Source organism: Calothrix anomala FACHB-343 (assembly GCF_014696435.1).
GTDB classification, from domain to species: Bacteria; Cyanobacteriota; Cyanobacteriia; order Cyanobacteriales; family Nostocaceae; genus Aulosira; species Aulosira anomala_A.
In genome coordinates this window covers 1-26,768 of the sequence record NZ_JACJQG010000059.1, presented here as the reverse complement: position 1 = coordinate 26,768, position 26,768 = coordinate 1, and the positions used below count along the sequence as shown (strand labels likewise).

The following is a 26,768-nucleotide window of genomic DNA, read 5'->3' as shown; positions in this document are numbered from 1 at the left end:
ATATGGTGGCCCAGGTGCTGGCAATACCGGGTGTGTGGTTGCCCCCTTACATCGGCGCGCCATTATGGGGTGGAATTATGGGTTTCGTCCTCATCCGACTGTTCCGGCTGATTCGGAGCCGTCGTCGCTGAGCTTGGGTCGTTATGCCGCTCAATCTAATGGTTGGGGCTGCTCTTTAAGTCTAGACGACACAGAATTTGCAAGCACTTTTTTGAGGCATTTTCCCATAAAGTCAATACGCTAGCTTAGACCAGACCCAAAACTTCTTTGAGCTTTACAGCATACTTCTCTGCAACTACCTTATCACTACCCTCAGTTTCAATATCTCTCACCCAACTCTGACTCATCCCTACCGCACGAGCAATCTCCCTTTGACTTATGCGCTTGGCTGTTCTAATCTGCCGTAAAATAGCCCCAGTAAGTTCGCTTGTTTGAGATAATTCAAAAATTTGTGGCGTAGCCTGTGCCTGGGAATGTGTTTTTACTATTTTATAGGTGCTGACTATGGTGTGTGCATTATGATTTTTTGTCTCATGTTGAGAAATTTCTTGAGCAGTTTGCTGTTTTTGAGTCTCAAATTTACTCAAATGATTTTGGCTTTGAACTGACACCTTCAAAATCAACTTTGCAGGCAACAAAACATTTTGAATATAGTTATCTGGCAATCTTTTAGTTCCAAGAAGCTCCTGATTTCGTTCTTTTGCAGATAAATTACTCAGTTCATCCGGCATTGCCCATAAAGGTCTGAGCCATAATGGGTAAGTTTTATCATCAAAGTCTATTTTGATACCAACCTTATCTTTTAAAATTAGTAATGCCTCTTCCAGATTTTCTTTTAGTCTCCAGCCGTAACGATAATCATTAATTGCTTGTTCAATTTGATAGGATGGCAAAACGTTACTCAATAAGCTATGAACTGTGTAAACACCATTCTTGTGAGCGCGACTATTCTGAATAATATACAATGCTAGACTTGTAGCTAGTTTTTGTTGATGTGGATCTAGATCAAAAACTTGCTTGGGGATAAATCCATACTGGTACAGAGCGGTTTTTGACTGCTCACCTTGGGAATTGAGGAAATTGTAAGTCCAAAGACCTGGTTGCACGCGGATTATCACTTCGCAAAGATCATCATCTTCCCCGAACAAATTTGGTTGACTATATTCCTGTACGCTCACCATCCAAAGCAAGCAACGTTCTTTGATGCAAAGGTTTAACTCTCCTTCATACCAGTGGATAACTGCACCCAAGGTCCCTACTACTACAGCTAAGTCTGCGATCGCTTTTAGTCTTTGGGATTTTGTTAGTTTTTTACTTTTATATATTTTCAGTGTTTTGATCAGTTCTGAACCTCGCAACACAAATGGTTGTTTCCAAGGTTCTGCTTGTCCTGCTGCATATGTGGCGAACACAGCATGAAGCCTTGCTGCCATTACACCATATTGTTCCAGAATTTGATGTTCGGCGCGGTCTAAGATGTATTGCGGTTGATGCTCTTGTTTATGAAGAATGTAAAACTCAATATAACGACCCTTTCCAAATGGTTTTTGGAAGTAAAGGCTGCCATTACTGTACTCACTCCAGTCTGGGTGCTTAAGGTATGCTTGAGTGGCACTAACAATTGGTGCGCCTGTTGCGGTCATCTCGTAGTTTTTGCTTGTAAACAGAGGTGGTTTTGTAAAAGGAAGGTTTTTTGGTTTTCTAAGACGCTTATTTGTTTTTGCTGTTGGTGGTACTTCTAACCCAGAAATGCTTAGTTGATAGTTTAATGATTGAGGGTTACCATACTCTATTTTATCCTGTTTAACCGACATTAGGGTTGCCCTCCCCAGCCACGCAAGATATGCGATTGAGAATTTGGGTGAGGAGTAAATGTCAGGATAATTCTCAAGGTATTATCTAATGCATTAAGCCATACTGCTTTCAATGCCAACAGTTGTAAATGATTTGAGTTGTATTTAGGAATGCCTGCTTGTTTGCCCATAAACGAAACCAAAATCATATAATTTGCTAAAGAAAAAGCAAACAGCAAAGTTTGTACTGCCACATGGCAGTAATGACCAAGTTTTGTAACTATCCTCGCTAGAATCAGTTTTTCAGGCTGAAGAGCGCCTCTGTTGGCTGTTTAAGGCTTTAGGACAACAATTTCTGTTTTGCATTACATCGAACACAGACGTGCTTGAGTTCGCCTTGCCTTTTTTAAGTAATTTCTGATACCTGAACATCGATAATATTCTGATGAATCTGCGGATTTGGGGATGTCTCTTTTTTGAGAACCGCTGCTTTCAAAAGCTTTGCAACCCAGTCAACTACAACTAAACCAGATTCTTTGGCAGCATCTTGTATTAATGGCTGCAAGTATGTAGGCAGTTGTAGAGTTAAGGTAAAGGTTTCTTGTAATGGTGGCCGAGACTTGTTGATTTCATCTGACTCTGCCCATCGATGAGTCCAGAATTCGCATTCAGCTGCCCGTTGATTACCGTCCTTTTCGATAAAGCTCAATTTCCCCAGTTGATAGCAATAGAAGCTTTGGGGATCATCAACAAACTCTCGGCTGCAATGAGCACAGTTCCAGCAGCTGCGCGCAACTGATTTTGTAGAGTTGTTAGTTGATTGTTGTTGGTTAGGAGTTTTCTTTTTCCTAGATTTGGTTACTACACTACCTTGCTGATATTCTTTAGCAACTTGGGCAACGTGGACAGATGTAACTTTGCCACTTGGAGCCGTAGAAACTGCTTTATTCCAAGCTTCCCGTTGTTTTTCGGGAGGTAGTACTGTTAGAGGACGGGCTTGGCGCTCATTGGCGGGAAGAATTTGTGCGCCATGGCGCACATTTTCATAAACCGAGGCTGCCTCTATCAGTTGATAAGCCGAACGCCGTGACATCTCCCACCGATTAATGCAATATTCCTCGAAATTCTTGTAGTCTTGCCGATATAAACGTTGATCTTGAATTTGGCGTAAGGCTTGTCCTATTTCCCAAAATGCTCTTAATCCACGTTCAACTGTAGCTTCTAACCTCCTTAGTTCTTGCGTCTCAGTTTCGCTAATAATTTCCATGTCCGATATATTTTGACTATTAGCGTTGTTTTGCTTATGGTCTTTCTTTAAATCCACTGGCTCACAATCGGGTGTGGAAGTAAGAAGATTAAGTTTATCCAAATTAATGGCAGAGCTAGAGGATGACATTGATATGTTTTTTCCTCTGACAAGGTTTAAAGTCTTTGTTTAAACTAGAGGTATACTGAACTCTGCTGCGATTAACAGATGTTTTTGTATACACATTATTTAATTTGCGTTATGCAATAGTAAGTATTGCACGGTGCAATAATAATTACATAGCTGCTTAAATTTTCTTAATATTTATAATTTGTATCCTAAAATACAGAATGTTAAAATTAGAGGTCTAGTTTAGGAGTATAAAAGTAACATATTTAGGTTCTTCCGTACCTGTTATGCCAAATTATTAGTTAAACATCAAAACTTGCTTGAAAAATATAGGTAAATAACCCCAAGCCCTGCAAAACGCCTAAAATGTTATTAAATAATGCCTATTTTTATTGTGTGGCAAGGGTTTTATGTTTATTGCGAATGAGATTTAGCATAATATGTAATGAAAAGCCCATATTTAACATTAAATCCGATTGAATTCTGATGTTGTAGGTATACTTATTGGAAAAGCGGGTCTGTATAGCCAAAATGCCTGTATCAAAACTAAGACAGAAAAAACAAGTATTATTGAAAATTCCTCAGACTGAGATAAATTAATCACTGTGCTAAGCGCTCTCCAGATTTGATGGTACTAGGCTGAAAGTAGCCCTAAGAATCTGGAGACTTAGGAAATAAATTTGTGCTTGTCTATTTCTTTACAATCAGTTGGGGTAGCTGAAACCCTTGTAAATATTAGAATTTTAGTCTTAAATTAGTTATATTAAAATTAGCAATCTAAGCCCACAGCAGCTGCCCTAGTATCCTTTAGTGGTTAGTATCCAGTGGTATAAATACTAAATTAAATTAAGTAAGTATGAAGTCTCAAGTATCATTTGCCACTTTTAATTCCGGGTCTTCTACAATGCAGGAACGCCAGAAACGATTAGCTCAGTTGGTTGAGCAGCTGTTAAAAGATGGCTGGACTCAAACGACCTTATCTGAAGCGCTGGGTGTAGATTTCACAACAGTTTATCGGTGGTTGAAAGGAAAAACTGTCCCCGAAGCTGATTCTAGGAACTTTCAGCGGTTAGCACAGGTAACTGGTGCTGATAGTGAATCATTACAACTTTATTTAGAAGGAGAAATTTCCTTATCGACATACTGCCAAGGTTTAGATAAACAAAAATTGCCAGGTATAAAAAAACGTAAAACTTTGAGTTCTGAAGAGATTAAAAGAGAAGTTTTAGCACAGATTTATTTACTCGATCCAGCAGACATTGCAGAAGTAATTTCTACAAGTGTAGCATTTTTAATTAAACGGGCTTAAGCTAATTATTGAAAATTTTGGTTGAGTAACGGGAGGAGATTCTGGCTTTACAGAAACCTATATCCTATGGGAAACACTGGAGTATGTTGACGCTGATGTTAGCCAACTACCCCAAGCTAGGCAATTCGAGTGACTTGTTGATTCACACGGGGACGGCCAAAGCGCTCCCAAGCACTTGCACCGCGCAGAAATAGTTCTATGAAGCGTAATGGCTCTGTCTGAGAGTCATACTGCAGATCTACGAAAATTCGTTCCCAATTGAGCGAAATCATCTTATGATTCAGCAACGCCTAAAAAAGATAAGGGATTGCTCATATTTTCGGCAAAACCAATAATACTGCGATCGCGATATTCTAGTCCTAGACATCGCCACAGGCTTTTTCGTATTGAAGCATGGGTACGTCTGGAAGCTGCCATGAACTAACTAACAGCCTACGGTTACTCCTTTCTTTGAGCGTAACCCTACCATTTAAACAGCACAGAGTGATCGCGTACTTTAAAAATATTATCAGTGTCTTAAAGTAGTAATTTTCTTAGTAAACCCTTCAATTACGAGTGATTACTGATGATTACTAGGTTTAAGCATAGCTAGGATGTAGCAAATAACATAGCATCCGCTACTTAAACTAGTGGGTCGAAAAGGTTCATGAATATCAAAAAACCCTTGGCTATCAAACAGCCAGAGGTAGGACAGCTTATCCGTAAGGTGTGACTTGTGGCTGGGCTAACGCAAGAACAGTTTGCAAATACTCTTGGTGTGGCTTATTCCACAATTAACCGTTGGGAAAATGGACGCTCTAAACCATCACCACTGGCGATGGAGAAGATTGAGAGAATGTTGCAGGAAATGGAAATAGGCGAACAGTTTAATTAGTTCTACGAAATCAACCAATTAGTTTTAGGGAGTAGGCCATGCTTGCTCAGTTTTGGTATGGCGATGCTTTGAGGAGGCGATCGCTTTACTTTAGCTGGCAATTCAAGATTAATATCGTCCGATAGACCTATCAAAATTATCCAGCAAAAAGACATCAAGTTAATTTGCTATTAGTAAAACCAAATTCTTAGAAGAAATATTTAGGATGTGAGCGATCAACTAATTCTTAGAGGAAATATATTAAATACAAATTGACATACTGACTGTTTCAATGCAACTAAAAATATTACTGCATCAAGGCTAAAAACATTAAAAATATTAGAGGAATTTAACGGTTTAATTTAATGCTATATAAGCAATTAAGAAGGAATTTAGTTTTAGGAATCATTGCAGCCTCTAGTGTCATGACTTCTGTTCCTGGTCTATCGCAGATTCAAGCTGATTTAAATAAATGGGTTATTTTAAGCAAAGATGTATCTTACCGAAAAGTTGAGCTTAACTGGAACTCTATTGAATTTGAGCCAAATCATCTAAGTGCTGGTTTTACTTACCGAGTTGGTAAACGTTCAGGAATGGCATTTGTTGATTGCGGTAATAATTCAGCGAGAGTTTATTATGCTTTAGCCGAAGGTTATGGCAAACGTTTTATAAATACTGGTAGAGGAACTTGGGGTACACCTAATAGTACTGCTGAGAGGAAAATGATCGATCATGTATGTGAAGAAGCAGTTAATCAAAGAAACAAACTGATTAACGAATTATTAGATTCATCTGATTGCACATCTATTCGCCAAGTAGTTACTTCTACTCCAGGAATTTTAAATCACGGTATACCAGTAAGCCTTTACTCCAAAGCTAAGAAATTCGATAAAAATAACAACGGTTATGCTTGTGAACCTGGTGAGGGGGCAAATATCTCTCAGCAACAGATAAATACAGAAACTTCGACCAAGGTAGATATAGGTTGTGTTCCTAAAAATAATCAATCTCGTATTCTCTCCACCCCTAACCCAAACGATATTCATCCTAATTGGAGGGGCGAAAGTTACATTGGAACTTCTTGGACTTTCATAATCAAAGACATAATTAAAAATGACACAGGTATTTACCTTAAAGGCGATTTATACTCTCCACGCGGAGGACTCATAAATGAAAATGTCTTTGGTATAGAAAATGAGTGGGATTGTTCTGCTAATTGAAATTATCAAATCTCCTTGATGCGTAAATCTGAGAAATATTAGTACACAATTTGTATTTCATGCGATCGCTCCCATTCAAGCGAGGAAATTTACGAAACAGGCATACTGGATATTTCAAGGCAATCCCAAATATTATCCCATTGAAGAAAATATGCGATCGCTATTCAGGAGCTAAAAATGAGAAAGAATTTTTTGTTTACATTAATATTCAGTTTGGCTGTCGTTTTATCTTTATTAACTAGCAAAGCAGTTGCTTCCTCGAATCAGCAAGAGTTACCATCAGCCCTCATAGCTGCTATTCGTCAAGACTTTTTGCAGTATCGAGAGAATTTTAGTGATTATTACAAGGACAGCAAAGACCACAGAGTTTTTTTTGTTGATCTCAACAACGATCGTGTCAAGGAAGCAATTTTATATCCAATAGGTGGACTAATTTGCAATAACCGTAGTTGTGGAATTTTTATATATACGAAAGTCGGTAATAAATATAAAAAAATATCTGCTGATGAAACTGACCGATATTCGGCTGTTGCTGGCTCAAGGAATGAACCATCAATCGGAGTTTTGACGACCAGTAACCAAGGATGGCGTGACTTAGCAACTCGATTCTTTGACTATAAAACTCGAACAGAAAAGTGGTCACGGGTTCGTTATGGAAGTCATGGATATACAGATTCGCCTCTAATTCTGGCTTCGACTCCAAGAACTATTTTGGAATATTCATCAGGTGTGAAAACAGACTTCAAAAAATTTCTAGCCAATGATACAGCATTAGGGAAGTATTCTAGATGTAAATATGTCACCAACCAAGCCCCTACTCCCTATTGTTTTAAACAAGGTGATTCCGGACGATTAATTAACGTTTTAGTTGAAGATTTAAGAAAAGCTGGTTATTATCAATACCAAAGTACAACTGTTTTTAACTCTAAAGTAGAAGCATCTGTAATTAAATTTCAAAAAGATTACCGTACCATTAAAGGTCATGAATTTGCACCTGTTTTAAAAGTAGATGGAATAGTAGGTGAAGATACTTTAATACGTCTTTGCCAAGCTGTAGGTCGTGGTTGTAGTGCTGAGTCTGATGTTAGTTGTTATATGGGTTCACCAATCCTTGTTGGTGAGTGTTTAGATAAATATAAAGAATGATTTTTTAAGGACAATTTGAAATAAATCATTAAGTGAGTAGAAAATTTATGAAACAGCAATACTTACAGCGTTTGCGTAGCGTCTCAAAACTAGCAAAACTAGCTATTTTAGGATTTAGTTTAGTTGCATTGGCAGCTAATCAGTTATCAGTATTAGCACAAACTCGACAACCTACAAATGCAGAAATCAAAAGATTACGTCAAGAACTTCAAAAGGAAATAACTTTTAGTAAAAAGAATAATTCTAGTTTCATACAAGATAATCGTACTTCTAAACAAAAACAAGATAGAGAGTCTTTTGTACGTGCTTGGTCAAAAGTTGAGCCAGGATTAGCACCTTTTTTGGGTTCTTGGACTGGATACGATCTTACCGAATATATCTACCCTTCAAATACTAAAGGTCGTGTTTGTATTATCCATTCAAATGAAGGCTATTATGGTGGTTTTTCTACTGGTATTTTATCTAATGGAGTCATACAAACCAGCACGGGTGAAGTGATATTAAAAGAAGGAGCTTACTTAGGGTCTGCATTACTCGAAAACGGTAGATTTGTAAGCAAGTATGATGCTCCTTTAAATTCACCAAAACCGCTTGAAGCAGTAAATAAATTGGAACTATATGATTTCCCACAAAAAAACACAATTATTCAACAGTTTAATGCTGCTGGTTGTACTAATTTAAAACCAGGACAGCAATCAAATATATCTATAAATAATACGACTTCTAGCAAAGAAATTCCTGGTACAGTGGTGTTTGATTACAATAGCAAGTATACACCCATAGGAAAATCTTATAGAAAAGGCGCATATATGATATATATCGTTGGAAAAAAAGACATTGAGCAAATTAATCCTAATCTTTCGTTTTCATTATTTCTTTCTCAAGACGGCTTGATTCAACCAGCTTTTATTGAAAAAGGAAAAGTTAGAGATATAGGTCAAGACTCATATCTTTTGATCAAACTAATTAAAGTTACAAAGCAAAGATATATATTACATTCTCGACACGATTACCATGAAGGCGGTGATGATTATTATGATATTGACTTGAGAAACATAAATAAGCCAATCATTAAGCAAATAGACTTAGCTACTGCTCAAAGATTGGGTAAATCTGGAAGAAATCGTTAGTTGTAATCTGACGAAAATCCAATGAAAGCAAGAAAATAATTTTATTTCCATTAATTCTCAAATTTTTAACAAATTCTTAGAAAAAAATATGCGATCGCTATTTCTAATAATGAGCTTAACAATATTAAGTACTAGCCTAGTAACACAAATAAAATCCACATTAGCTACACCAGCACCTATTTTTAGACCTATTAGTGAAATTCAAAAAAAGTTGCCAACCGATATTATTATGCGTTTGCCAGCTTATGTTCCCACACATGGAAGAAAATTTTATCCATTTTATAAGTCTAAAAATCAAATGGTATCAATTATATTGCGTTCCAGTCCTACAGAAAGTTGTGAAGAATTTTCTAACTGTATAGCCGTACACTTTTCTGTCTATAAACCTGATTCCTTAGAAGTTCGTGAATTAAAAGACAGAATACAAGTTAATCATACTGAAAATATTGTCTTAAAATCGAACGTTAGAGCTATTTATGGTTTTGAGATATTTGAATCTCATGTAGTTGATAAATATGTAATATGGGAACAAGACAAATTTGTTTTTCATATAAGTTCTGGTTATTTGTCTCGTCAAGAAATAATTAATGTTGCTAAATCAATGGCGAAAGAACCTCTAATTAGAAGTGCAAGATAATAACGGTTCTACCGCTTTATTTGCGATCGCTCCCTCATTCTCACGGGAAAAGTAGCAATAGGAGTGATCGCCCACGCCCAACCCCAACACCATGACTGATACTAAAAGGGATTAGCCTCTGTCACCACTTCTGGCAGTGGAATCAACTCTGTTTCATCTGGCACACCAGCAAAGCGGCAATCGCGCCAATCGGCTTTTGCTTGCTCTATCCGCTCTGGTCGGCTAGAAACAAAATTCCACCATTTGTAGCGTGTACCCAATGGTTCACCACCAATCACAATAAACCGAGCAGCTTCAGTAGCAGAAACCTTGACCTCGTGGACTGACTCTAGAATGGCAAGGCGATATGCCTCTAGCGGTTCATCATTAATGCTCAATCCCTCTGTAACGCTGTATAGGCGTAGATCGAAGGTTCGTGCCACCAAGTGCAGCCTATGGCTATAAACCTTATACAGCAACAGTTACAAAGATTGATACGAGCTTTAAACGTGATCGCCAAAAGATAAGTTGCACAAATAGTTTTTCTAGTGCAGAGACAGTAAAATAACTTTGCCTAAAACAGAGCTTGGAGTACTTGTAAGTGTTGGTTTAAAAGTATTATCGCTCCGTCTTGAAACTAAAAAACATTGCCTAAAAGGAGACAAACTAGGCAATGTTATTATTTGTATTTCTTATCAATTCACCCCCAAAAATTGGTCATTTTTACAAAACTTTACAAGGCTGCACCTGGTGACACGAACCTTCTATTTACGCCGTATACTGCTCTTTCTGAATAACCATTAGGAATAGTGAAGTGAGCATTGGCAGATAACACCACATCTAAATAGAGGATAGGTGAAAAAACCTTGACAGGTGACGTATGACCATGTGCAACTCCTGCAATGAGTTTGATGGTAACGCCATTCTCGTCCCAGGTGGGAAGGGTTTGGGCCGGATAATGAGCGAACCCTGGATCGATTTCTTCGTATTCAACAGGCAAAGCAATCCAGGTTTGAATGCCATGAATAGTGGCTTCGTTATGACGGTCTTTGTCAGGCGACCGTTCTGAGTGTACAATTCCCTTTCCCGCAGTCATCCAGTTTACAGCACCCGGTTGAATTTCCTGTATAGTACCTAAACTATCGCGGTGCATTATAGAACCATCAAATAAGTAAGTTAGCGTGGCAAGATTGATATGAGGATGTGGTCGGACATCAATGCCTTTGTTGGGTGGCAAAACAGAAGGGCCAATATGATCAAAAAAGATAAACGGCCCGACCATTTGGCGATGAGGATATGGCAAACTGCGGCGGGCAACAAACCCACCCAAATCTTTAACTAATGGTTCAATCAGTTGAAGTATTGCCATGAGTGATGGGGTGATTGGTGAATCCTGGAATCATCATTATAAGTATATCCACCAGAAAAACAGCTAACCTTTATGAGTCATCTGTTTATGCCATTGCTCCTGCTGCATTTACCAAGTCGTCTTGAGTCAGCACTCTTCAAGGTCGCAGTTAAAGCAGCATGATTCAGATGCATAGCGATCGCTCCTATGCCCCATCACTACACCAAACAGCGCTGTTAGCGTTCGCTGTCTAGCATCTTCATCTGATGCTCGTCGTAGCGTGTTCCTGCGATCGCTGGTGCCGGAATCGCCGCTTCGATACGGCTTAACTCCTCTGGTGATAATTCCACCTCAACGGCTTTTAATGATTCTTCAAGTTGGGTGCGCTTGCGTGCGCCGATTACAGGAATAATATTTCTGCCTTTTGCAAGTACCCAGGCAATGGCCAACTGTGAAGGGCTAACTCCTTTAGTTGTAGCAATTTGCTTTAGCTCTTCAACAAAACGCTGGTTCTGGGCAAAGTTTTCTTCTCTAAAACGCGGTAAATAGGCACGGAAGTCACCTTGAGCAGATGGGGTATGGGGTAGAACCACTCAGTAGACCTCGCGAAAGAACGCCATAGGAAGTCACGCCGATACCAAGTTCTTCTAGTACAGAAAATATCTCGGTTTCTGGACTACGACTAATCAGCGAGTATTCAATCTGAAGGTCGCTGATGGGGTGAACAGCGTGTGCGCGGCGGATAGTGTCTACTCCCACCTCTGATAAACCGATATATCGGACATAGCCAGCCTTTATTAGTTCAGCGATCGCTCCTATGGTGTCTTCAATAGGAACTTGTGGGTCTAGTCGAGCAGGGCGGTAAATATCGATGTGGTCTACTCCCAATCGGGTGAGACTATACGCTGCAAAATTTTTTACAGCAGAGGGCCGCGCATCTGTACCAATCCATCCACCATCAGGAGAGCGCATTGCGCCAAATTTCACAGAAAGCAGGGCTTTGTCTCGGCGGTCTAATAGCGCACGACCAATCAGCATTTCATTATGTCCGGTGCCGTAGAAATCACCTGTATCTAGCAACGTTACACCGTAATCAAGAGCTGCATGGATGGTGGCAATACTTTCGTTGTCGTCCGCCGTACCGTACATTCCGGACATACCCATACATCCAAGAGCCAAGGGGAAAACAGTTAGACCAGTAGAGCCGATTTGACGAAACTCGATTCTATGTTCAGTGGTCATAGTTTTTTTCCAATTGTTCTGTGTTTACCCTAAGCGAATTAGTTTCCATTTGCAACAAAGCAACGGCAAGTTTAATAGTATTTATGTACTATTAAAGCCAGAGCGCGTAGGCGTAGCCCCTTAAAGTAGACATCACTCTCAATTAATTCTTAGAGAAACCTATGCGGAATTCAAAAGTCAAGATTAAACACACAAGCGATCGCTCCCATCTGCTAATCTAGGCTATGAAAAAATATAAGCGATATCACTGTTTATGGAACTAAGTGTTTGAGGAACTGGCTTGATTGAGAAGGTTAATAGCATCTTGGTTGAGATGAAGATTGACAGCTTTGATAATATCGTTGAGTTGCTCAACCTTGGTTGCACTAACAATAGGAGCGGTAATAGTGGGATTAGCAATGAGCCACGCTAGAGAAACTTGGGTGGGAGTAGAATTATAAGTGTTTGCCACCCGATCAATTGCCTCTACAATTCGCAAACCACGAGAGTTTAAATATCTTTTTACAGAACTACCACGCAGACTAATAGACAAATCTTTTTCTGAGCGATATTTACCAGTGAGAAAGCCACTGCACAAAGAGGAATAACTAATTACACCAATTCCTTGTTCAGTGGAAATTTGTTGTAAATCCTGCTCATAACCATCTCGGTCATACAAGTTATAACGGGGTTGAAGGCTCTCGTAGCGAGGATAGCTATGCTGACGGCTGATTTCTAATGCCTTCCGCAAACGCTCTGCACTATAATTTGAAGCACCAATCGCACGTACTTTTCCCTGACGAATCAACTCTGCATAGGTTTCAAGAGTTTCTTCAAGTGGAGTAGTTTCATCGTCAATATGCGATTGATATAGATCAATATAATCAGTTTGTAACCTTTGCAATGAGTCTTCAACAGCTTGTTGAATGTGTTGACGAGAAAGCCCTTTGCCTTTAATGCCCATATCGTTGCCAACCTTAGTTGCAATCACCACTTGGTCACGATTTTTACGCTGTTTGAGCCATTTTCCTAAAATCATCTCGGACTCTCCACCAATATTTCCTTTCATCCATGTGGAATAGACATCAGCTGTGTCAATAAAATTACCTCCAGAGGCTATAAATTTATCTAAAATCTCAAATGAAGTTAGCATTAGGTAAAGTGGTAGCGAAAGTAGTTTAATTGGTAGTTGTCCATAGGCAAGCATTTATCGCAAGTATCGCACCCCATCCTTTAGCAAGATAAAACCCTAGAGGCAAATTTAAATATGTCAAAGAAAGAAAGGAGATTTAAGGCAGTTAGTTCTCTTAATGATGTAGAAATTATTATTCAAGAGCCATGTCAGGTTCGCTGGGCAGATATGGAAGGTGATAGTGATGTGAGAAAATGTCACTATTGTCAATTAAATGTTTACAACTTTTTAAGCAAGTCTCCTCATGAAATTATCAATTTAATTAATCTCCATGAAGGCAAACTTTGCGCTCAGTTTTTTGCTCGTTATGATGGGAGAATGACGATGGAATCTTGTCAGGAAAAACAAAAAAATAATGGGATTGCTAGAGGTAAAATTCAGGTGATAAAGAGACAATAATAAAAAGACTTGTGCGATCGCTCTCCTTATATCTTGCACCTTTACGTACAACCCCAGGTAAAGTCCAAAGATGCGCGATAAAGCTACCTCATTTTTATAGGTTTTTATCGCTAAATTGAGGGTTTTAGTTTTTTACTGAGTAATAAAATTACATCAATTTTTATTGGTGCGAGATGTGAGTTTCCCAATTCGTGGAGGAAAAGAGAGCGATCGCCTACAGGGGGCGGGTACACCATTGCACATTTACCATGTATTTTCTAGTACATTACTAGCCAGTTGTAGTGAAGTGATGACCGAGGGCTGTGAATTGCTTGCTGAGTGATTCTACAGCGTTGGGTTAACAACTGGCGATGAGAGGAGATACTGAGGTGTAGGGTAAACCATTCCTCGTGCTGTATCGTTCTGTTGATATCTCAATTTAATCGGCAAAACAGAGATAAGTGATGCCAAATTGCCAGAACCTTTGAACTTCAACTTTTACAAGCGTTTGCGTAAGCGCATCTCGTAAAGAGGAAACCCCAACTGATCGCACTTGTCACACATTCATGTTCATGATTTTTGATTTTGTGACTTAAACCTACCTGCAATAAACTCTCGCTTACTTAAATGTTTTGTCTTGCGTTTGGTAACTCGCTTTCGCCACATACGGAAACTGGATTCTTTCATTTGCTGCCGCATTAAGGCAATTACCTGTTTCTCTTGTAGCCCAAACTGAGTTTGAATAACATCCATTGGTGTTCTATCTTCCCATGCCATTTCAATGATGCGATCCATAGTTTGGGGATCAAGGTTTGGTAACTTCATGATGGGAGCTTGTAATTGGTCAATTCTAGCTACATCTATTTTACTTTTTGTCTTAAAGAATTACGGCGTTGCTCCCGAAAGCGGTGTGATTTAGCAACTAATAAAATCTCTTCCCTTGCTTTACCTGCTAAAATCCCTGTATCCAATCCATGTCTGACAAAGAATTTGGGCAACGCCAACCTACAAAAATCGATAAACTTATTGAATTTGCGGTACGCTATTGCCAAAAACGTAATCCAGAAGCCTTAGATACAATTTTTGACTTATTATTCTTAGAGGAAAATGGGAAAGCGATCGCCCATTCAAGCAAGGAAATTGTCCAAGCGATCGCTCACTAAAAGTAAAAGCTGAAAAAAACACTAGCCTGAGATAGATCAACGGTTAATAGTACTCATGTCAGGGTAGCGCTCGCCTGCTGCCACATTTTTGGGTGCAACTGCTTCCAGTCGATTCAACTGTTGTTCAGTCAGAGTTATTTCGGTAGCCGCCACATTCTCCTCTAAGTAAGTACGGCGTTTTGTACCAGGAATGGGCACAATATCTTCTCCTTGAGCTAAAAGCCATAAAAGCGCAAGCTGGCTAGGAGTTATTCCTTTTTCGGTGGCAATTGTCTTCACTTGCTCCACCAATTGTAGGTTCTTATAAAAATTCTCACCTTGAAAGCGAGGAGAATTTCTACGATAGTCATCAGGTGCCAGATCATCAGGACTGGTAATTGCACCTGATAAAAATCCTCTTCCTAATGGGCTATAAGCAACAAACCCAATTCCTAATTCCCGCACAGTAGGTAAAATTTCATCCTCTGGCTCTCGACTCCAAAGAGAGTATTCTGTTTGTAGTGCGGTAATCGGGTGAACTGCCTGGGCCCGTCGAATTGTTGCCGGGGCTGCTTCAGAAAGTCCCAAATAACGAACTTTTCCTTGCTGCACTAACTCTGCCATTGCGCCTACAGTATCCTCAATAGGTACATTTGGATCAACTCGATGTTGATAGTACAAATCAATTACTTCTACACCTAAACGTTTGAGTGAAGCATCACAAGCTTGATGAACATATTCAGGTCTACCATTAACTCCTTTCCAACCACCATCTTCAGTACGAACATTACCAAACTTAGTTGCTAGTATTACTTGTTCTCGGTACTTATTAATCGCCTTACCTACTAATTGCTCATTAGTGAACGGTCCATACATATCTGCTGTATCAAAAAAGTTAACCCCAAGTTCTAAAGCACGATAGATGGTAGCGAGCGCTTCTGATTCATCACGACCACCATAGAACTCAGACATTCCCATACAACCAAGTCCGATAATTGAAACCTCTAATCTTTGTTTGCCAAGCTTTCTGGTTTTCATAAAATTATCTCCCTACTCAGTAATTGGTCAGAGAAAATCAGGTCTTTCAGCATTATCCCTTTCCCTATCATTAAGCCATCTGTTATTAGAAGTATTTCTAGATATAACTAGGGCGTGTCATCAATTAGGTAAACTGGAATCAGAACTGCTGAAAAAGAATAAAAATTCTTGAAACCGATGACGCGCCGATACGCTCTTGCGTGATGACCAGTGGGAGAGAATCAAAAACCTGCTACCTGGGCGAGAGGGCTATGTGGGAGGCACGGCAAAAAATAATCGATGGTTTGTCGAAGCGGTGTTATATCTTTACCAAGCAGGCATTCCTTGGTGAGACCTACCAGCAATTCAAGCAAGGAAATTATGCGAGTGATCGCTTCTTGTTCAAGCGAGGAAAAATACCGTATGTAGGCGATCGCTTCTGGTGCATTTACCAGTCGTTTGGAGATAGCATTAGGTAAAGTGGCAGCGAAAGTAATTTGATTGTGTTGACAACTTATTCTTAGAGGAAAATAGGAAAGCGATCGCCTCACCCAATCAAAACAGGAAATGTAAAAGTGCTGCCAATAACACTACAGAAACTCAAAGCGGCAGTAGGATTGCTGGCATCACCAATAAACTCGAAGTTCTTCACAAGCATATCTGTAGATCCAAGACTTATAGTGTAGAAGCCATCCCCATTTGTGCTACCTGAGACGGTGTAAGTCCCAGTGCCAAAGAGCAGCGTATCTCTGTTATTTCCACCATCAAAGCGTCCGGTTCCAAATCCTTTGATGATGTCGTTGCCCGTTCCGAGAAGGTAAATACTATTGTCATTCTGGTTCTGATTGCCAAAGCCACCCACCAGAGCATCAACAATATCGTTGCCAGCACCAGTATCAATAGTGCCGTCATTGCTGATGCCGGGTTGTGTTGCTACTAAGCTAACACCAGTGATAATGTCGTTACCAGCACCAGTATCAATAGTGCCACTGATGCCACTGCTGTCGATAACGTTGGCGATGCCAGTGCTGCCAATACCAGTAATGATGTCGTTACCATCGCCAGTGTTGATGGTGCGGACGTTAAAGATGCCAATGTCACTGCCTCCCGTGCCCACGATCCAGTCATCGCCAGTATCGGTATCAATGTTACCGCTGTTAAAGATTCCAGTGGTAGCTCTGCCGATGCTAATGTTGGTGCTGCTTGTACCAGTAATTTTATCGTCTCCAGCGCCAGTATTGATGCTGGAGTTGATGTTGTTGAGGATACCACCGTTTCCAGTGCCAGTGATTGTGTCGCGTCCAGTACCAGTATCAATGGTGCCGTAGTTTAGGATACCGAAGCTCTTAGTAGAAGCGCCAGTGATTGTGTCGCGTCCAGCACCAGTATTAATTTTGCTTCCGTTGTAGATACCAGTGTTACCAGTGCCAGTGATTGTGTCGCGTCCAGCACCAGTATTAATTTTGCTTCCGTTGTAGATGCCAGTGTTACCAGTGCCAGTGATTGTGTCGCGTCCAGCACCAGTATCAATGATTCCTAGATTGTAGATACCGCTGTTATAGATATCGTCGTTGTTGGTGGTGCCAGTGCCAGTTGCAGTGATAATGTCGTTGCCATTGCCAGTATCGATAATGCCGTAGTTTTCGATGCCGAAGCCAGTGAGACCATTACTGCCAGTTGCAGTGATGGTGTCGTTGCCATTGCCAGTATCGATAATGCCGTAGCCGTTGCGGATGCCTGTGTGGAAGAAGCCGTGGTTAGCTGTTGCAGTTATAGTGTCGTTATCATCGCCTGTATTGATGATTCCTTGATTGTTGACGAGGCCAGTACCGCCGGTGGCAGTGATGGTGTCCTTACCATCGCCTGTATTGATGTTGCTGCTGTCGCTACGGATGCCGACATCGCCGCCGGTGGCAATGATGGTGTCGTTATCATCGCCTGTATTGATGGTGGCGTTGAAGGTGTAAATACCCATACCGAATTCGCCGCCAGAGCCAGTGATTATGTCCTTACCAGTGTCGGTATTGATGCTGCCGCCGTCGCTGCGGATGCCAAAGCTGCTGCCGCTACCATCGATTTTGTCGTTGCCAGTACCAGTATTGATGGTGCTGTCGTTACGGATGCCGATACTAAATGCGCTGTCATTACTGGCTTTAGTGCTAGTACCAGTAATTCTGTCATTACCACCAAGGGTATTGGCAATACCAGTATTGACTATTTCCGCAGTCCCTGAAGCAGGAACGATGTCAGCCTTGTTGGTAAATCTTAGCGTAAAAAGGTTAATAGCCATATTAAAAACCTTAATAACTATTAGTTTTCAACACTTCGCTAATTTAGGGGAAACTGTACTAAACGTGCATTACGGTACGAATCCTCAAAAACTCGAAATCCTGAAGTTCATGTCTATTAAGATTTGAGTGCGAGTATCAAAAGAATGGAAAATATTCGCGTTCAGCGCTCAAATTTAGTTGAACAAATTAAAAACCCCTATGCACTAAAAGTCTTTATTGTTAACACTTTTAACGATTAGTACAATTTACGTACAAAAGTTTTTCAGTACAGTCCCGCCTACCTTAAGGTTAAATAAAAATTGTGAGGAACTTGTGACGGAACTAAAAAAATAGGCGTTGCATATTTGCGGGATGAAATCAGACTTCTGGACAAAGCTGAAAGTCGATTCTTTGCGCCTTTGCGTGAGACAAAAATTATCCCATCAATCAGCAACACCAAAAAATACAGTAATTACATGAGTTCGATGAGGTCAATTGAATGTGGTAAGTTAATATGCGAATTGCTTTCATCCACACGATCAGCCGATGCGATCGCCCCCAACAAGCTTCTCACCAATTGATTGAACTTGGCGAGAACTTAGACCAAACCTGTGAAGGGCGATCGCTGAAACGAGAATTCAGTTTTTTTACCTTTGAGAAAGCGCGGATGCTCGCCTTGTAGTAAGCTACAGCTAGTATTCCACGAGTGGTGCAACTATGCTCGATGATAACGAAGAAGACCTAGAGGATGATGAACTTGAAGAAGACGAGGAGTACCCAGAAGAACTTTACCCAGTTCTGGAATTATCAGATGCGCTATTTGACCTAATCGAAAAACTTGAGAAAGTCAGCCAAAAACTTGATAACTACGAACAAGAATATATAGAAGCTGACACAGAGGTTCGTCAATCCTTTGATTTACCAAATCGAGAAATATTTAAGCGATGGAATGAATTTGTCTATGGCGCGATCGCAGAGTTAGATAATTTAGGAGAACCAATATAATTCCTGCGATATCGGTAACAAGAAGCTTAAATGAGAACTACAACCAAGTAAGCGATCGCAAGAAAGCAAAGCTATGAAGGTGTAAAAAAGGCAAACTACCGGAATATGCGACTACGGCGGGGGCTTGCGCCATTAATCCTAATTTTTTCTTAGAGGAAAATTTATGAGCGATGTCTCCAGCAACCTAATGGAAAGCTCCCAGCCCTCTATTACCTGTATATTATTTAATAAGTGTTAATTTTATATGATGCAAGATTTAGAGATACTTGACATTGTAGATGAAAATGATTGCGTTATCGGACAAAAGAAACGCTCAGAAATATATAGTCAAGGGCTGTGCAATTTTAGAGTTGTTAATGCTTTTGTCGTTAATTCATTAGGACAACTTTGGATACCTCGCCGTTCTGCACAAAAACAAATTTTTCCCCTTTGTCTTGATGTCAGCATGGGTGGTCATGTGGAAAGTGGAGAAACTTACGAAGATGCTCTGCAACGCGAACTCAAAGAAGAATTAAACCTAGATTTAAACATGGTTAATACGCAGTTTTTGGATTATTTAACACCACATGAATATCAAGTTTCTGCTTTTATGAAAGTTTATGAAATCAGATTAGATTGTGAACCAGATTACAATAAAAATGATTTTATTGAAAGTTTTTGGTTATCCCCTTCTGATTTAATAAAATGGTTGAATAAAGGTGAACCTGCAAAAAGTGACTTGCTCAAACTTGTGCAGATGTTTTATGCAAATTAAGCTCGATTCTTGAGGACTAAAATTCAAGTAAGGAAAATATAGCAGCGATCACTTCTTGTTCAAGCGAGGAAAAAACCGTATGTAGGTGATCGCTCCTCAGTATTTACCAGCCGTTTGAAGGCAGTATTACAGCATAATTCAAGCGAGGAAACTCCAAGCGATCGCCCCAATTACTTCAATTCACCGTACCCTTACACCCAATTTTGTATCCCAATGGAGGGGTTTATCAGCTTTTTGCAGGGGAGACTCCGGGATTTGACCTACAGAAACGCCGTATTTCCAATTTGGGGGACAGATAGCAATGTAACGTGCATAACCTCCTAAGCCACCTTTGAATTTAGGATACCCAATAGAAATTAACGCACCTGTTTCTGGAACTTGATCTAGATTTGCCACACCTTCTGCTTGGGTGTATCCATTTTTCAACAGCCAAGCTTCGCCTTCCAGTGTTGGAGTGCTGTCTGTATCCAGGGGTTCGTGTCCGTGAAACAAGATATGGCGTTGTAAATGTAAGAACTTGAGAGCATCAAGACTCACCCCAGGAAACTTAGTTCTTGTAGCCAGTTCGGGGTTTGGCCATGATGAAGACCAGTCAGAACGCACAAACACTACTGAGCCTTGGGGAATCCTGCCATGTTTGCGTTCCCAATCCTGAATATCTTTGACACTCAGGTGGTAATTAGGATCTGAAGCAACTTTATCTTGAATAGGAATTATTACTAAAGGACGGACAGCAAAGGTCGCTGGCAACTCATCGATAGCTGGATAATCAGGATTCCAGTGAGCCGGTGGATCTAGTTGGGTTCCTAGCTGATCGGTGGATAAATTGTAAGCAGTAGCCTCAAATCCATCCTTTTGGTAAGTGTATGGTTCACCTGTTTTTGGGTTGATAGTAGGCGCAAACTTTGATGAACCAAAACCTGACCATACAGGAATTGCTGGAGTGATAACATGAGTCAAGTCAACATATTTAGCTGACTTGAGTGAGTGCTGATAAACCTACCACAGGTCAGGCTTACGTAATGGCTGAACTGCGTTTACAGACCCAAAACCAACAATAAACAGAACAATTAAACAAACAATTCCCCAGAAAGTTTTTTGAAATGGTTGACACAAAAATCTATCTAGTTTCTGCTTGAGATGTGTTTGGTAGAACTGCGGCAGTATTGTCATTTGTTCTTTGTTATTGCTTTGAAGGATGTAAAGGATCTAATTGTTTTACCACAATTTATTATTTCAAATCTTGTAGCTCTTGGTATTTCGTCTGGGAGCATTCCTGTTTTATTTCCCCAACCTTTAAATATAACCAAATACGTATATTCAAAGACTATGAAAACCACCGACGCATTCGCCCAAGCTGGTTGCGGCAGCCATCGCTGTTCTAATTCAAGCGAGGAAAAGACGAGCGTAAGCCCCCACCCAATTCAGGCAAGGGGAAAACCCAGCAGCGTAGGTGCAGACCCTTAAAGTAGACATCGCATACAAAAAAGCCCAGTCATCTGCGAAATAATGGCTGCTGAAACTTTTGATTAATAAGGCTTTTGAGCAGTTAACACAACTTATTGCTTACTTTTTGTTTACTCCTACTCCATCCCATAATGAAAATTCTCATAATTATGAAATTTGCATTGAAGTGATGCTTTTTTGGAAAGCGCATTTTGCAATTGAAGTTTAACAATACGCTTTCCGCTATAGTAATCAATTCACCAGTTTCAAATCTTCGCGCTTGGTGTTTGAGCCAACCATCTTGATCAACTGCTGATTGAGGTAGCTTTGCGCTGACACATAAAGATTATCCCAAATTACCGGATTGCGGCAGATTTTAGTCCCAACAGTATTCCCAGCTAATTTTTCTGACACCAAGTATTTCCTGTAATAGTTAGTCCACAAATGTTGCAAAAAATCAAGAGCGAACTCATCAAAAGGAATAATCCAATTGTACTGTTCGTCCAAAAATACACGGTAGGCAGCAACAATGGGCATAGCAATATCAGCAGGTGCGCTAAACCCAAAGGAATATCGGCTATCTGGCAAGAGCGTATTCTTGCGTGGGTCGATTGAGGCGAGGTCAATGATTCCTTTTTTTCTGGGCTTGGTGATATGTTCCTCAATAGTCGTAAATAATTGTTGTTCAATCCACAATGCTTTTGGCAGTAGCGGCAGTAATTTCGATAGTCTTTGTCTTTCTGCTTCGCTCAAGGACGGTGTATTACTGACAGGTGGGTGCTTGGTTCTACTCTTGCTGTCTGGGTTGTATTTGTTTCTGTCCAAGCAATTCATCAACTTAATCAAATGGTTGACGTTGCATTGGGGACTTTTGGGCGCACCGCTTTGGTTTTGGTAGTAGGCAATGCGGAATTTGGTTTTTTGGTCACGTTCTAGTTGCACTAGAAATTGTTTGATGAATTTGTAGTCACCCCTAGCGTTTACCTTTGAGCGCGCATCTACAGGGGCAGATGTATTGGATGCTAAGGCGATATCTTTGGCTTCATCCTCACTTAAGCCAATATGAATGGTAACTTTGACTCTGGCTTTGGAGATGTCAAAGTTGTAGCCTCTGGCCTGTTGAAAAGCCAAAACCGTATGCCCCCCGTTAATGATGCCATCACTACCGCCTTCAGGTGCCTCAAGGATTTCTAACTCTAGCTGTGTCTTTTTACTGTTAGGCTTAACCTTATTTGCACACAGCACGATTCCGCTATGCCGCTCAAAGAATTTTTCGGGTTCAGTGGTCAATGAGTCGTAGATTTGTCTGTAAGTGGAACTTTTGCGGTTAGGTTCTCTGATATTTGGCTCTAATGGAAGGTCAGTGGGAAAGTTGTCTACATGGGCGGTAGCGACAATGCAGTTAGAATTTGCATTGAAATACTGATCTACTTTTAAAGCCCAAATTTTTGGCATAGTCTTCTTGTGTAATTTTGCAGGTGCTCTTAAAGAAGAATACAAAATTCCACAAGTATTGGAAAACATTGCCCTGATGTGGGTTGATTAAGCCAAGATTGGTAATTGAGGGTAAAAAGGCGATCGCATCAATTAAGGTAAGTAGAGCGATTCCGGGGATCTCGGGTGACTAAACGTAAGTTCAGCAAGCAGCAGAAAGAACAACGGTAGTGGTTTAAGGACTTGAAACTTCTAACAGAGCAGCTAATATCAATTTGTTGGGTAAATTCAAATCCAACTTAATTGAGTCCCTATTGACGATAGACAATGCCAAGCAAGGTAATCAACGTTAAAGAATACACAGTTAGAGCGCATAAACGCGAGATTCACAGTCGCATTTTCAACTTTGTGTGTAAGCAGTGCGAACAACCAACACAGCGTGAAACTTATGGGCCACGACCACTCTACTGTGAAAAATGCCGTGCGCCACAAGCACCAAAGAAATCTTCAGTGCGTCCTAAGAAGAAAGCACTGCCAAGACCTATGACTTACAAGAGTGATATTGATATAACGAAATAAGATTTAGAAAAAGATTATACGAAAAGTTTCCGTATAATAAATAGTTAGCCATCTTCCGTCACTGAGAGTTGTTACTAGCGAAAGTTTCTTAGTCAGTGGCACAGGTTAGGTATGCGAAAGTTGAACAAGGAGGTAGATGAACAACTCTAGCATTCAGGGTAGTTGCCTTTGTGGAACGGTGAAATTTGAAGTGAACCCACCGTTCCAAAAAATGGTTCATTGCCACTGCTCAAGGTGTCGCAAAGGCACGGGCACAGGCCATGCCACAAATCTAACCGTTGAACCCAGCCAGTTCCGATGGCTTAAAGGAGAGGAAGTCGTCACACGTTATGACCTTCCCACGGCAAAGAGCTTCGGCAAATGGTTTTGCAGCCATTGCGGGTGCCCGGTTCCACGACTAACGCGCAACGGCAAGATCGTGGTTATTCCGGCCGGCTCGTTGGATACAGCACCGCCTATCACTCCTACGGATCACATTTTCTGGGCATCCAGAGCAGCGTGGGGTTGTGCTAGCGGAGGGCTGGCAACTCATACCGAGTATCCAGAGTCATGGTAGAGCAAGGATCTGCCTAACAAAGTGTTTTAGCCTATGTCTGTAGCGAGTAAAAATCACCTAGTGATATTTAGAACAGCAAATATTTTTAAGTTGATGACATGCTTAAACAACTTTGCAATTTATGAATACAAGTAGCTATGACTAGCGAAAATCATCAAATTCTAGAAATTACGAAAAATTATCTCAAAGATATTGCAGAAGGTAAAACAGCGGATGAACTTGCTATTTATTATTCTGAGTCAGTAAAGCAAATAGAATACCCTAATCGCCTATTTCCTGAAGGAGCAACCAGAAATTTAAACGATTTAAAGGAAGCTTTTCTAAGAGGTAAATCAGTTCTGATAAGTCAGAATTATGATATTCAAAGGTCTTATGTTGTTGGTAACACAGTAATTTTAGAAACAATATTGACAGCAGAAATTGCTGTTCCAATCGGGCAAACTCCTGCCGGAGGAAAAATGAAAGCTTATTTTGCACAGTTTATCGAATTTGAGGATGGCAAGATAATCTGTCAAAGAACTTATGACTGTTTTGAACCGTTCTAAACCCAGAAGTTTCTGATTTGAGTCGTTATGTGCCTTAAGTCCTCGGTAGGATCTAATGTCGCCACCGAGAACTTGAAAACATTTATTCGCTATCTTTCCTTCACGCGCCTGCGCCCACTATCTGTAATCAGTAGATTCAGCTAGAGCACGCCACTGAGCTGTTTCCTGCTCGACGTAAGCGTTTTTAAGAGCAATGACTTGTAGGGTGTCTGTACCGAGAGGTAACCGTAGAGGTGGTGTATCTGCGTTGACGATCTGTAGCATCGCTTGGGCGAGCTTGGTGGGGTCTCCCAGTTGTTGATGGTTCCGTTCAAATGCCATTTGCCGAGTTTTACCGACAGTCTGAGCGTAATCTGGAATTTGCATTGCAGTTCGCTGGAGCGAGCTGCCATCGAGAAAATTGGTTCGGAAGTATCCCGGCTCGACCACAGTTGCATGGATGCCCAGAGGCGCTAACTCACCATGCAGAGCTTCGGTAATGCCCTCAACGGCAAATTTGGTTGAGCAATAGATGCCCCACCCTGGATAGGATTGATAGCCCCCGACAGACGACAGGTTAATAATGTGTCCTCTTCGGTGCTGGCGCATACTGGGCAATACCGCGCGGGTTACATTCAACAGCCCGAAGACATTGGTGCGGTATACCCGCTCAACCTCGTCTGCACTGGTTTCTTCGATGCCGCCCAGTACACCGAATCCGGCATTGTTGACTAACACATCGATCTGCTCAAAGCGTTCCAGTCCTGCTGTAACTGCCGCTTGCACCTGAGCCTCGTCGGTAACATCCATACTCAGTGTCAATACATTGGGGTTTGACTCGAATTGATCCAGATCGGTCTTGTTACGGGCGGTGGCAATTAATTGGTCTCCTGCTGTCAAAACGGCTTTTGCGATTTCGGCTCCAATTCCACGGGAAGCACCTGTAATGAACCATGTTTTCTGAGTCATTGGTTGATCTCCTTGATTGCCTTATCCTTTCATTGCCTTTCTGGTATGCGTTCATCATAGGCTTTATAAACAAGGCTATAAATACATAAACCTTGCAGGTTATTGCCTAATCCTCTCAAGCGGGAGGGTGATGCTCAAAAGAATCCTCTATAATATGCACAGTCAAACGGTGAGATAGTTCTCACGACAAGTCGCTAAGCGTTTACAAGAACCTGGTATGGCAGATGAATCCCTAAAGACCGAAACCACGATGGATGCTTGTCAAGAACTGACGAAATTAGTGACCCGCCACACGGATGGCAGGGGAGATGGGATTCATTCAACGGCGATCGCTCAGTTGGAATTTATCCGGGAATCAACTGCACCTACAGCAGTCTGCGCTGTGTATGAACCGACGTTTTGCATTATTCTTCAGGGTAAAAAAGAAACCTTACTGGGCAAGGAAACCTATTACTATGGTGCTGCTCAATATCTTGTTGCCACAGTCGATCTACCGCTTAGTGGAAATATTGTCGCAGCGACACCGAATAAGCCGTATCTATGCTTTAAGCTAAGCTTGGACGCGACTGGGCTTTGGGAGATTATCGATCAAATACAGTGCAATCGAGATCAAAAAGAAAGTTCAGTCAGAGGCTTATTTGTAAGCGATGCAAATACCCGGTTGATTGATTGTGCCACCCGACTCACCCGGCTTCTGGATACGCCCCAGGATATTCCATTCCTGGCACCGATGATCATTCGCGAAATCTACTACCGTCTTTTGATGGGCGATCAAAACGAAGCAGTTTGGCAGATTGCGACCTCTGGCAGCCATATGCAGCGCGTTGCAGAGGTGATTAAACAGATTAAAGCTGAGTTTACAAAAACATTGCGCGTTGATGATTTGGCAAAGCAAGCGAGTATGTCTCCTGCATCATTTCATCGGCACTTTAAGGCAGTGACCTCAATGAGTCCGTTGCAATATCAAAAGCAGTTGAGGTTATTGGAAGCCCGTCGTCTAATGCTGGCTGAAAATGCGGATGCAACCTATGCGGCGTACCAAGTGGGTTATGAAAGTCCTTCTCAGTTCAGCCGCGAATATTCCCGTATGTTTGGCGCGCCACCAATGAAGGATATTGAGCGTTTACGAATTGCCTGAGTATTGACAACGAGAGCGATCACTCTCGTTTTTTTACTGCATTAGAGACTTTTCAAACATCCTCTAAGCTCGACTTTATCCATTTTTACGAAACCCAAAACCCGACGCAGAAACCATTGCGGGACGGTAGTTTTAGTTTTCGAACAAAATAGCAAATCAGTGACATGGAAAAAATATTTGCTAAAAAACCAGAATTTTTGCCGGATAAGTAAAGCCGAGTTCTTAATTTTAGATAAAGTCGAGCTTAGAGGATGTTTGAAAAGTCGGACAGATTGTAAAAAAGCTCTCTCGGTATACGCTGTGAATAGATAGTAGACAGCACCGAGAGAGCAACATGAGTAAAGCATATCCCA

At 40.9% G+C, this 26,768-nt stretch carries 33 protein-coding genes and 1 pseudogene; 16 read left to right on the top strand and 18 right to left on the bottom strand.

Translation table 11 applies throughout. From position 1 onward, the window contains the following. Positions 1 to 245: 245 nt before the first annotated feature. The 3 genes from H6G08_RS27125 to H6G08_RS27115 all read right to left on the bottom strand — a co-directional run bounded on the left by H6G08_RS27125 (position 246) and on the right by H6G08_RS27115 (position 3,189). Positions 246 to 1,814 carry a helix-turn-helix domain-containing protein gene (locus H6G08_RS27125; protein ID WP_190548713.1) on the bottom strand — a complete coding sequence of 523 codons (1,569 nt, stop codon included), beginning with the start codon at positions 1,812 to 1,814 and terminating at the stop codon, positions 246 to 248. Next, on the bottom strand, positions 1,814 to 2,032 hold the full coding sequence (locus H6G08_RS27120) for a hypothetical protein (protein ID WP_190548711.1): 219 nt from the start codon (positions 2,030 to 2,032) through the stop codon (positions 1,814 to 1,816). The genes H6G08_RS27125 and H6G08_RS27120 overlap by 1 nt, the downstream gene beginning before the upstream one ends. A 167-nt stretch (positions 2,033 to 2,199) precedes the next feature. Then, positions 2,200 to 3,189: a hypothetical protein gene (locus H6G08_RS27115; protein WP_190548709.1), complete on the bottom strand. Its 990-nt coding sequence runs from the start codon at positions 3,187 to 3,189 to the stop codon at positions 2,200 to 2,202. A gap of 835 nt (positions 3,190 to 4,024) precedes the next feature. Between H6G08_RS27115 and H6G08_RS27110 the strand changes: the two genes are divergently transcribed. Then, positions 4,025 to 4,477: a helix-turn-helix domain-containing protein gene (locus H6G08_RS27110; protein WP_242046287.1), complete on the top strand. Its 453-nt coding sequence runs from the start codon at positions 4,025 to 4,027 to the stop codon at positions 4,475 to 4,477. 116 nt (positions 4,478 to 4,593) lie between these two features. On the opposite strand, the gene H6G08_RS27105 is transcribed toward H6G08_RS27110, so the two are convergent. Next, the gene (locus H6G08_RS27105) at positions 4,594 to 4,749 is read right to left on the bottom strand and encodes a hypothetical protein (RefSeq protein ID WP_190548754.1); all 156 of its coding nucleotides are present in this window, start codon (positions 4,747 to 4,749) and stop codon (positions 4,594 to 4,596) included. Position 4,750: 1 nt separating this feature from the next. Next, positions 4,751 to 4,894, bottom strand: a complete 144-nt coding sequence (locus tag H6G08_RS27100) for a hypothetical protein (protein ID WP_190548707.1) — start codon at positions 4,892 to 4,894, stop codon at positions 4,751 to 4,753. 298 nt (positions 4,895 to 5,192) lie between these two features. Between H6G08_RS27100 and H6G08_RS27095 the strand changes: the two genes are divergently transcribed. From H6G08_RS27095 to H6G08_RS27075, 5 genes are all read left to right on the top strand, one after another. Further along, positions 5,193 to 5,351 carry a helix-turn-helix domain-containing protein gene (locus H6G08_RS27095; RefSeq protein WP_313942888.1) on the top strand — a complete coding sequence of 53 codons (159 nt, stop codon included), beginning with the start codon at positions 5,193 to 5,195 and terminating at the stop codon, positions 5,349 to 5,351. Between the two features lie 344 nt (positions 5,352 to 5,695). After that, positions 5,696 to 6,550, top strand: a complete 855-nt coding sequence (locus tag H6G08_RS27090) for a hypothetical protein (protein ID WP_190548705.1) — start codon at positions 5,696 to 5,698, stop codon at positions 6,548 to 6,550. Positions 6,551 to 6,727: 177 nt separating this feature from the next. Beyond that, the gene (locus tag H6G08_RS27085; protein ID WP_190548703.1) at positions 6,728 to 7,696 is read left to right on the top strand and encodes a peptidoglycan-binding domain-containing protein; all 969 of its coding nucleotides are present in this window, start codon (positions 6,728 to 6,730) and stop codon (positions 7,694 to 7,696) included. Positions 7,697 to 7,743: 47 nt separating this feature from the next. Next, positions 7,744 to 8,826, top strand: coding sequence for a hypothetical protein (locus H6G08_RS27080; RefSeq protein ID WP_190548701.1), 1,083 nt, complete (start codon positions 7,744 to 7,746; stop codon positions 8,824 to 8,826). 109 nt (positions 8,827 to 8,935) lie between these two features. Next, entirely contained in the window at positions 8,936 to 9,463 is a 528-nt protein-coding gene (locus H6G08_RS27075; RefSeq protein WP_190548699.1) for a DUF4367 domain-containing protein, read from the top strand. A gap of 101 nt (positions 9,464 to 9,564) precedes the next feature. On the opposite strand, the gene H6G08_RS27070 is transcribed toward H6G08_RS27075, so the two are convergent. The 5 genes from H6G08_RS27070 to H6G08_RS27055 all read right to left on the bottom strand — a co-directional run bounded on the left by H6G08_RS27070 (position 9,565) and on the right by H6G08_RS27055 (position 13,164). Next, positions 9,565 to 9,885: a pirin-like C-terminal cupin domain-containing protein gene (locus tag H6G08_RS27070; RefSeq protein ID WP_313942883.1), complete on the bottom strand. Its 321-nt coding sequence runs from the start codon at positions 9,883 to 9,885 to the stop codon at positions 9,565 to 9,567. A 290-nt stretch (positions 9,886 to 10,175) separates the two neighbouring features. Further along, complete coding sequence (locus H6G08_RS27065) at positions 10,176 to 10,811, bottom strand: pirin family protein (RefSeq protein ID WP_242046286.1); 636 nt, start codon at positions 10,809 to 10,811, stop codon at positions 10,176 to 10,178. A gap of 215 nt (positions 10,812 to 11,026) precedes the next feature. Beyond that, complete coding sequence (locus tag H6G08_RS38355) at positions 11,027 to 11,383, bottom strand: aldo/keto reductase (protein WP_313942881.1); 357 nt, start codon at positions 11,381 to 11,383, stop codon at positions 11,027 to 11,029. Beyond that, a complete protein-coding gene (locus H6G08_RS38350; protein WP_277877861.1) occupies positions 11,349 to 12,032 on the bottom strand; it encodes an aldo/keto reductase in 684 nt (227 codons plus the stop codon). Before H6G08_RS38350 ends, H6G08_RS38355 begins: the two co-directional genes overlap by 35 nt. A 259-nt stretch (positions 12,033 to 12,291) precedes the next feature. Then, positions 12,292 to 13,164 (bottom strand): aldo/keto reductase, encoded by an 873-nt coding sequence (locus tag H6G08_RS27055; protein ID WP_242046285.1) that lies wholly within the window; start codon positions 13,162 to 13,164, stop codon positions 12,292 to 12,294. 114 nt (positions 13,165 to 13,278) lie between these two features. Here H6G08_RS27055 and H6G08_RS27050 point away from each other — a divergent pair, with 114 nt between their 5' ends. Next, positions 13,279 to 13,602, top strand: a complete 324-nt coding sequence (locus tag H6G08_RS27050; RefSeq protein ID WP_190548695.1) for a hypothetical protein — start codon at positions 13,279 to 13,281, stop codon at positions 13,600 to 13,602. A gap of 110 nt (positions 13,603 to 13,712) precedes the next feature. Here the strand turns inward: H6G08_RS27050 and H6G08_RS38345 are convergent, their stop codons facing one another. Both H6G08_RS38345 and H6G08_RS27045 read right to left on the bottom strand, forming a co-directional pair. Next, positions 13,713 to 13,838 (bottom strand): hypothetical protein, encoded by a 126-nt coding sequence (locus tag H6G08_RS38345; protein ID WP_277877862.1) that lies wholly within the window; start codon positions 13,836 to 13,838, stop codon positions 13,713 to 13,715. A 313-nt stretch (positions 13,839 to 14,151) separates the two neighbouring features. Continuing rightward, positions 14,152 to 14,406: a TIGR03643 family protein gene (locus H6G08_RS27045; protein ID WP_190548693.1), complete on the bottom strand. Its 255-nt coding sequence runs from the start codon at positions 14,404 to 14,406 to the stop codon at positions 14,152 to 14,154. 149 nt (positions 14,407 to 14,555) lie between these two features. On the opposite strand from H6G08_RS27045, the gene H6G08_RS27040 reads away from it, so the two are divergent. Beyond that, positions 14,556 to 14,744, top strand: coding sequence for a hypothetical protein (locus H6G08_RS27040; RefSeq protein ID WP_190548691.1), 189 nt, complete (start codon positions 14,556 to 14,558; stop codon positions 14,742 to 14,744). Positions 14,745 to 14,780: 36 nt separating this feature from the next. On the opposite strand, the gene H6G08_RS27035 is transcribed toward H6G08_RS27040, so the two are convergent. Continuing rightward, complete coding sequence (locus H6G08_RS27035; protein ID WP_190548689.1) at positions 14,781 to 15,761, bottom strand: aldo/keto reductase; 981 nt, start codon at positions 15,759 to 15,761, stop codon at positions 14,781 to 14,783. Between the two features lie 177 nt (positions 15,762 to 15,938). Here H6G08_RS27035 and H6G08_RS27030 point away from each other — a divergent pair. Continuing rightward, positions 15,939 to 16,089, top strand: a pseudogene (locus H6G08_RS27030) (transposase); the annotation flags it as partial. A 198-nt stretch (positions 16,090 to 16,287) separates the two neighbouring features. On the opposite strand, the gene H6G08_RS27025 reads toward H6G08_RS27030, so the two are convergent. Beyond that, positions 16,288 to 18,030 carry a beta strand repeat-containing protein gene (locus H6G08_RS27025; RefSeq protein ID WP_190548687.1) on the bottom strand — a complete coding sequence of 581 codons (1,743 nt, stop codon included), beginning with the start codon at positions 18,028 to 18,030 and terminating at the stop codon, positions 16,288 to 16,290. Between the two features lie 494 nt (positions 18,031 to 18,524). On the opposite strand from H6G08_RS27025, the gene H6G08_RS27020 reads away from it, so the two are divergent. The 3 genes from H6G08_RS27020 (at position 18,525) to H6G08_RS27010 (ending at position 19,769) form a co-directional block, all read left to right on the top strand. Then, entirely contained in the window at positions 18,525 to 18,692 is a 168-nt protein-coding gene (locus H6G08_RS27020) for a hypothetical protein (protein WP_190548685.1), read from the top strand. A 35-nt stretch (positions 18,693 to 18,727) separates the two neighbouring features. Then, a complete protein-coding gene (locus tag H6G08_RS27015; protein ID WP_190548683.1) occupies positions 18,728 to 19,015 on the top strand; it encodes a hypothetical protein in 288 nt (95 codons plus the stop codon). 244 nt (positions 19,016 to 19,259) lie between these two features. Then, complete coding sequence (locus tag H6G08_RS27010) at positions 19,260 to 19,769, top strand: NUDIX hydrolase (RefSeq protein WP_190548681.1); 510 nt, start codon at positions 19,260 to 19,262, stop codon at positions 19,767 to 19,769. Positions 19,770 to 19,949: 180 nt separating this feature from the next. Here the strand turns inward: H6G08_RS27010 and H6G08_RS27005 are convergent, their stop codons facing one another. From H6G08_RS27005 to H6G08_RS27000, 3 genes are all read right to left on the bottom strand, one after another. Continuing rightward, positions 19,950 to 20,729, bottom strand: a complete 780-nt coding sequence (locus H6G08_RS27005) for a cyclase family protein (protein WP_242046284.1) — start codon at positions 20,727 to 20,729, stop codon at positions 19,950 to 19,952. A 39-nt stretch (positions 20,730 to 20,768) separates the two neighbouring features. Next, the gene (locus H6G08_RS37750) at positions 20,769 to 20,942 is read right to left on the bottom strand and encodes a hypothetical protein (RefSeq protein ID WP_242046283.1); all 174 of its coding nucleotides are present in this window, start codon (positions 20,940 to 20,942) and stop codon (positions 20,769 to 20,771) included. 525 nt (positions 20,943 to 21,467) lie between these two features. Continuing rightward, positions 21,468 to 22,670 carry an AIPR family protein gene (locus tag H6G08_RS27000; RefSeq protein WP_190548679.1) on the bottom strand — a complete coding sequence of 401 codons (1,203 nt, stop codon included), beginning with the start codon at positions 22,668 to 22,670 and terminating at the stop codon, positions 21,468 to 21,470. A 306-nt stretch (positions 22,671 to 22,976) separates the two neighbouring features. On the opposite strand from H6G08_RS27000, the gene H6G08_RS37745 reads away from it, so the two are divergent. The 3 genes from H6G08_RS37745 to H6G08_RS26990 all read left to right on the top strand — a co-directional run bounded on the left by H6G08_RS37745 (position 22,977) and on the right by H6G08_RS26990 (position 24,329). Further along, on the top strand, positions 22,977 to 23,228 hold the full coding sequence (locus tag H6G08_RS37745; RefSeq protein ID WP_242046282.1) for a hypothetical protein: 252 nt from the start codon (positions 22,977 to 22,979) through the stop codon (positions 23,226 to 23,228). A 136-nt stretch (positions 23,229 to 23,364) separates the two neighbouring features. Next, positions 23,365 to 23,784: a GFA family protein gene (locus H6G08_RS38755; protein ID WP_190548677.1), complete on the top strand. Its 420-nt coding sequence runs from the start codon at positions 23,365 to 23,367 to the stop codon at positions 23,782 to 23,784. Between the two features lie 137 nt (positions 23,785 to 23,921). After that, the gene (locus H6G08_RS26990; protein ID WP_190548675.1) at positions 23,922 to 24,329 is read left to right on the top strand and encodes a nuclear transport factor 2 family protein; all 408 of its coding nucleotides are present in this window, start codon (positions 23,922 to 23,924) and stop codon (positions 24,327 to 24,329) included. Between the two features lie 117 nt (positions 24,330 to 24,446). On the opposite strand, the gene H6G08_RS26985 is transcribed toward H6G08_RS26990, so the two are convergent. Beyond that, positions 24,447 to 25,277, bottom strand: coding sequence for an oxidoreductase (locus tag H6G08_RS26985; RefSeq protein WP_190548674.1), 831 nt, complete (start codon positions 25,275 to 25,277; stop codon positions 24,447 to 24,449). Between the two features lie 217 nt (positions 25,278 to 25,494). Here H6G08_RS26985 and H6G08_RS26980 point away from each other — a divergent pair, with 217 nt between their 5' ends. Further along, complete coding sequence (locus tag H6G08_RS26980; protein ID WP_190548673.1) at positions 25,495 to 26,415, top strand: AraC family transcriptional regulator; 921 nt, start codon at positions 25,495 to 25,497, stop codon at positions 26,413 to 26,415. Positions 26,416 to 26,768: the final 353 nt, after the last annotated feature.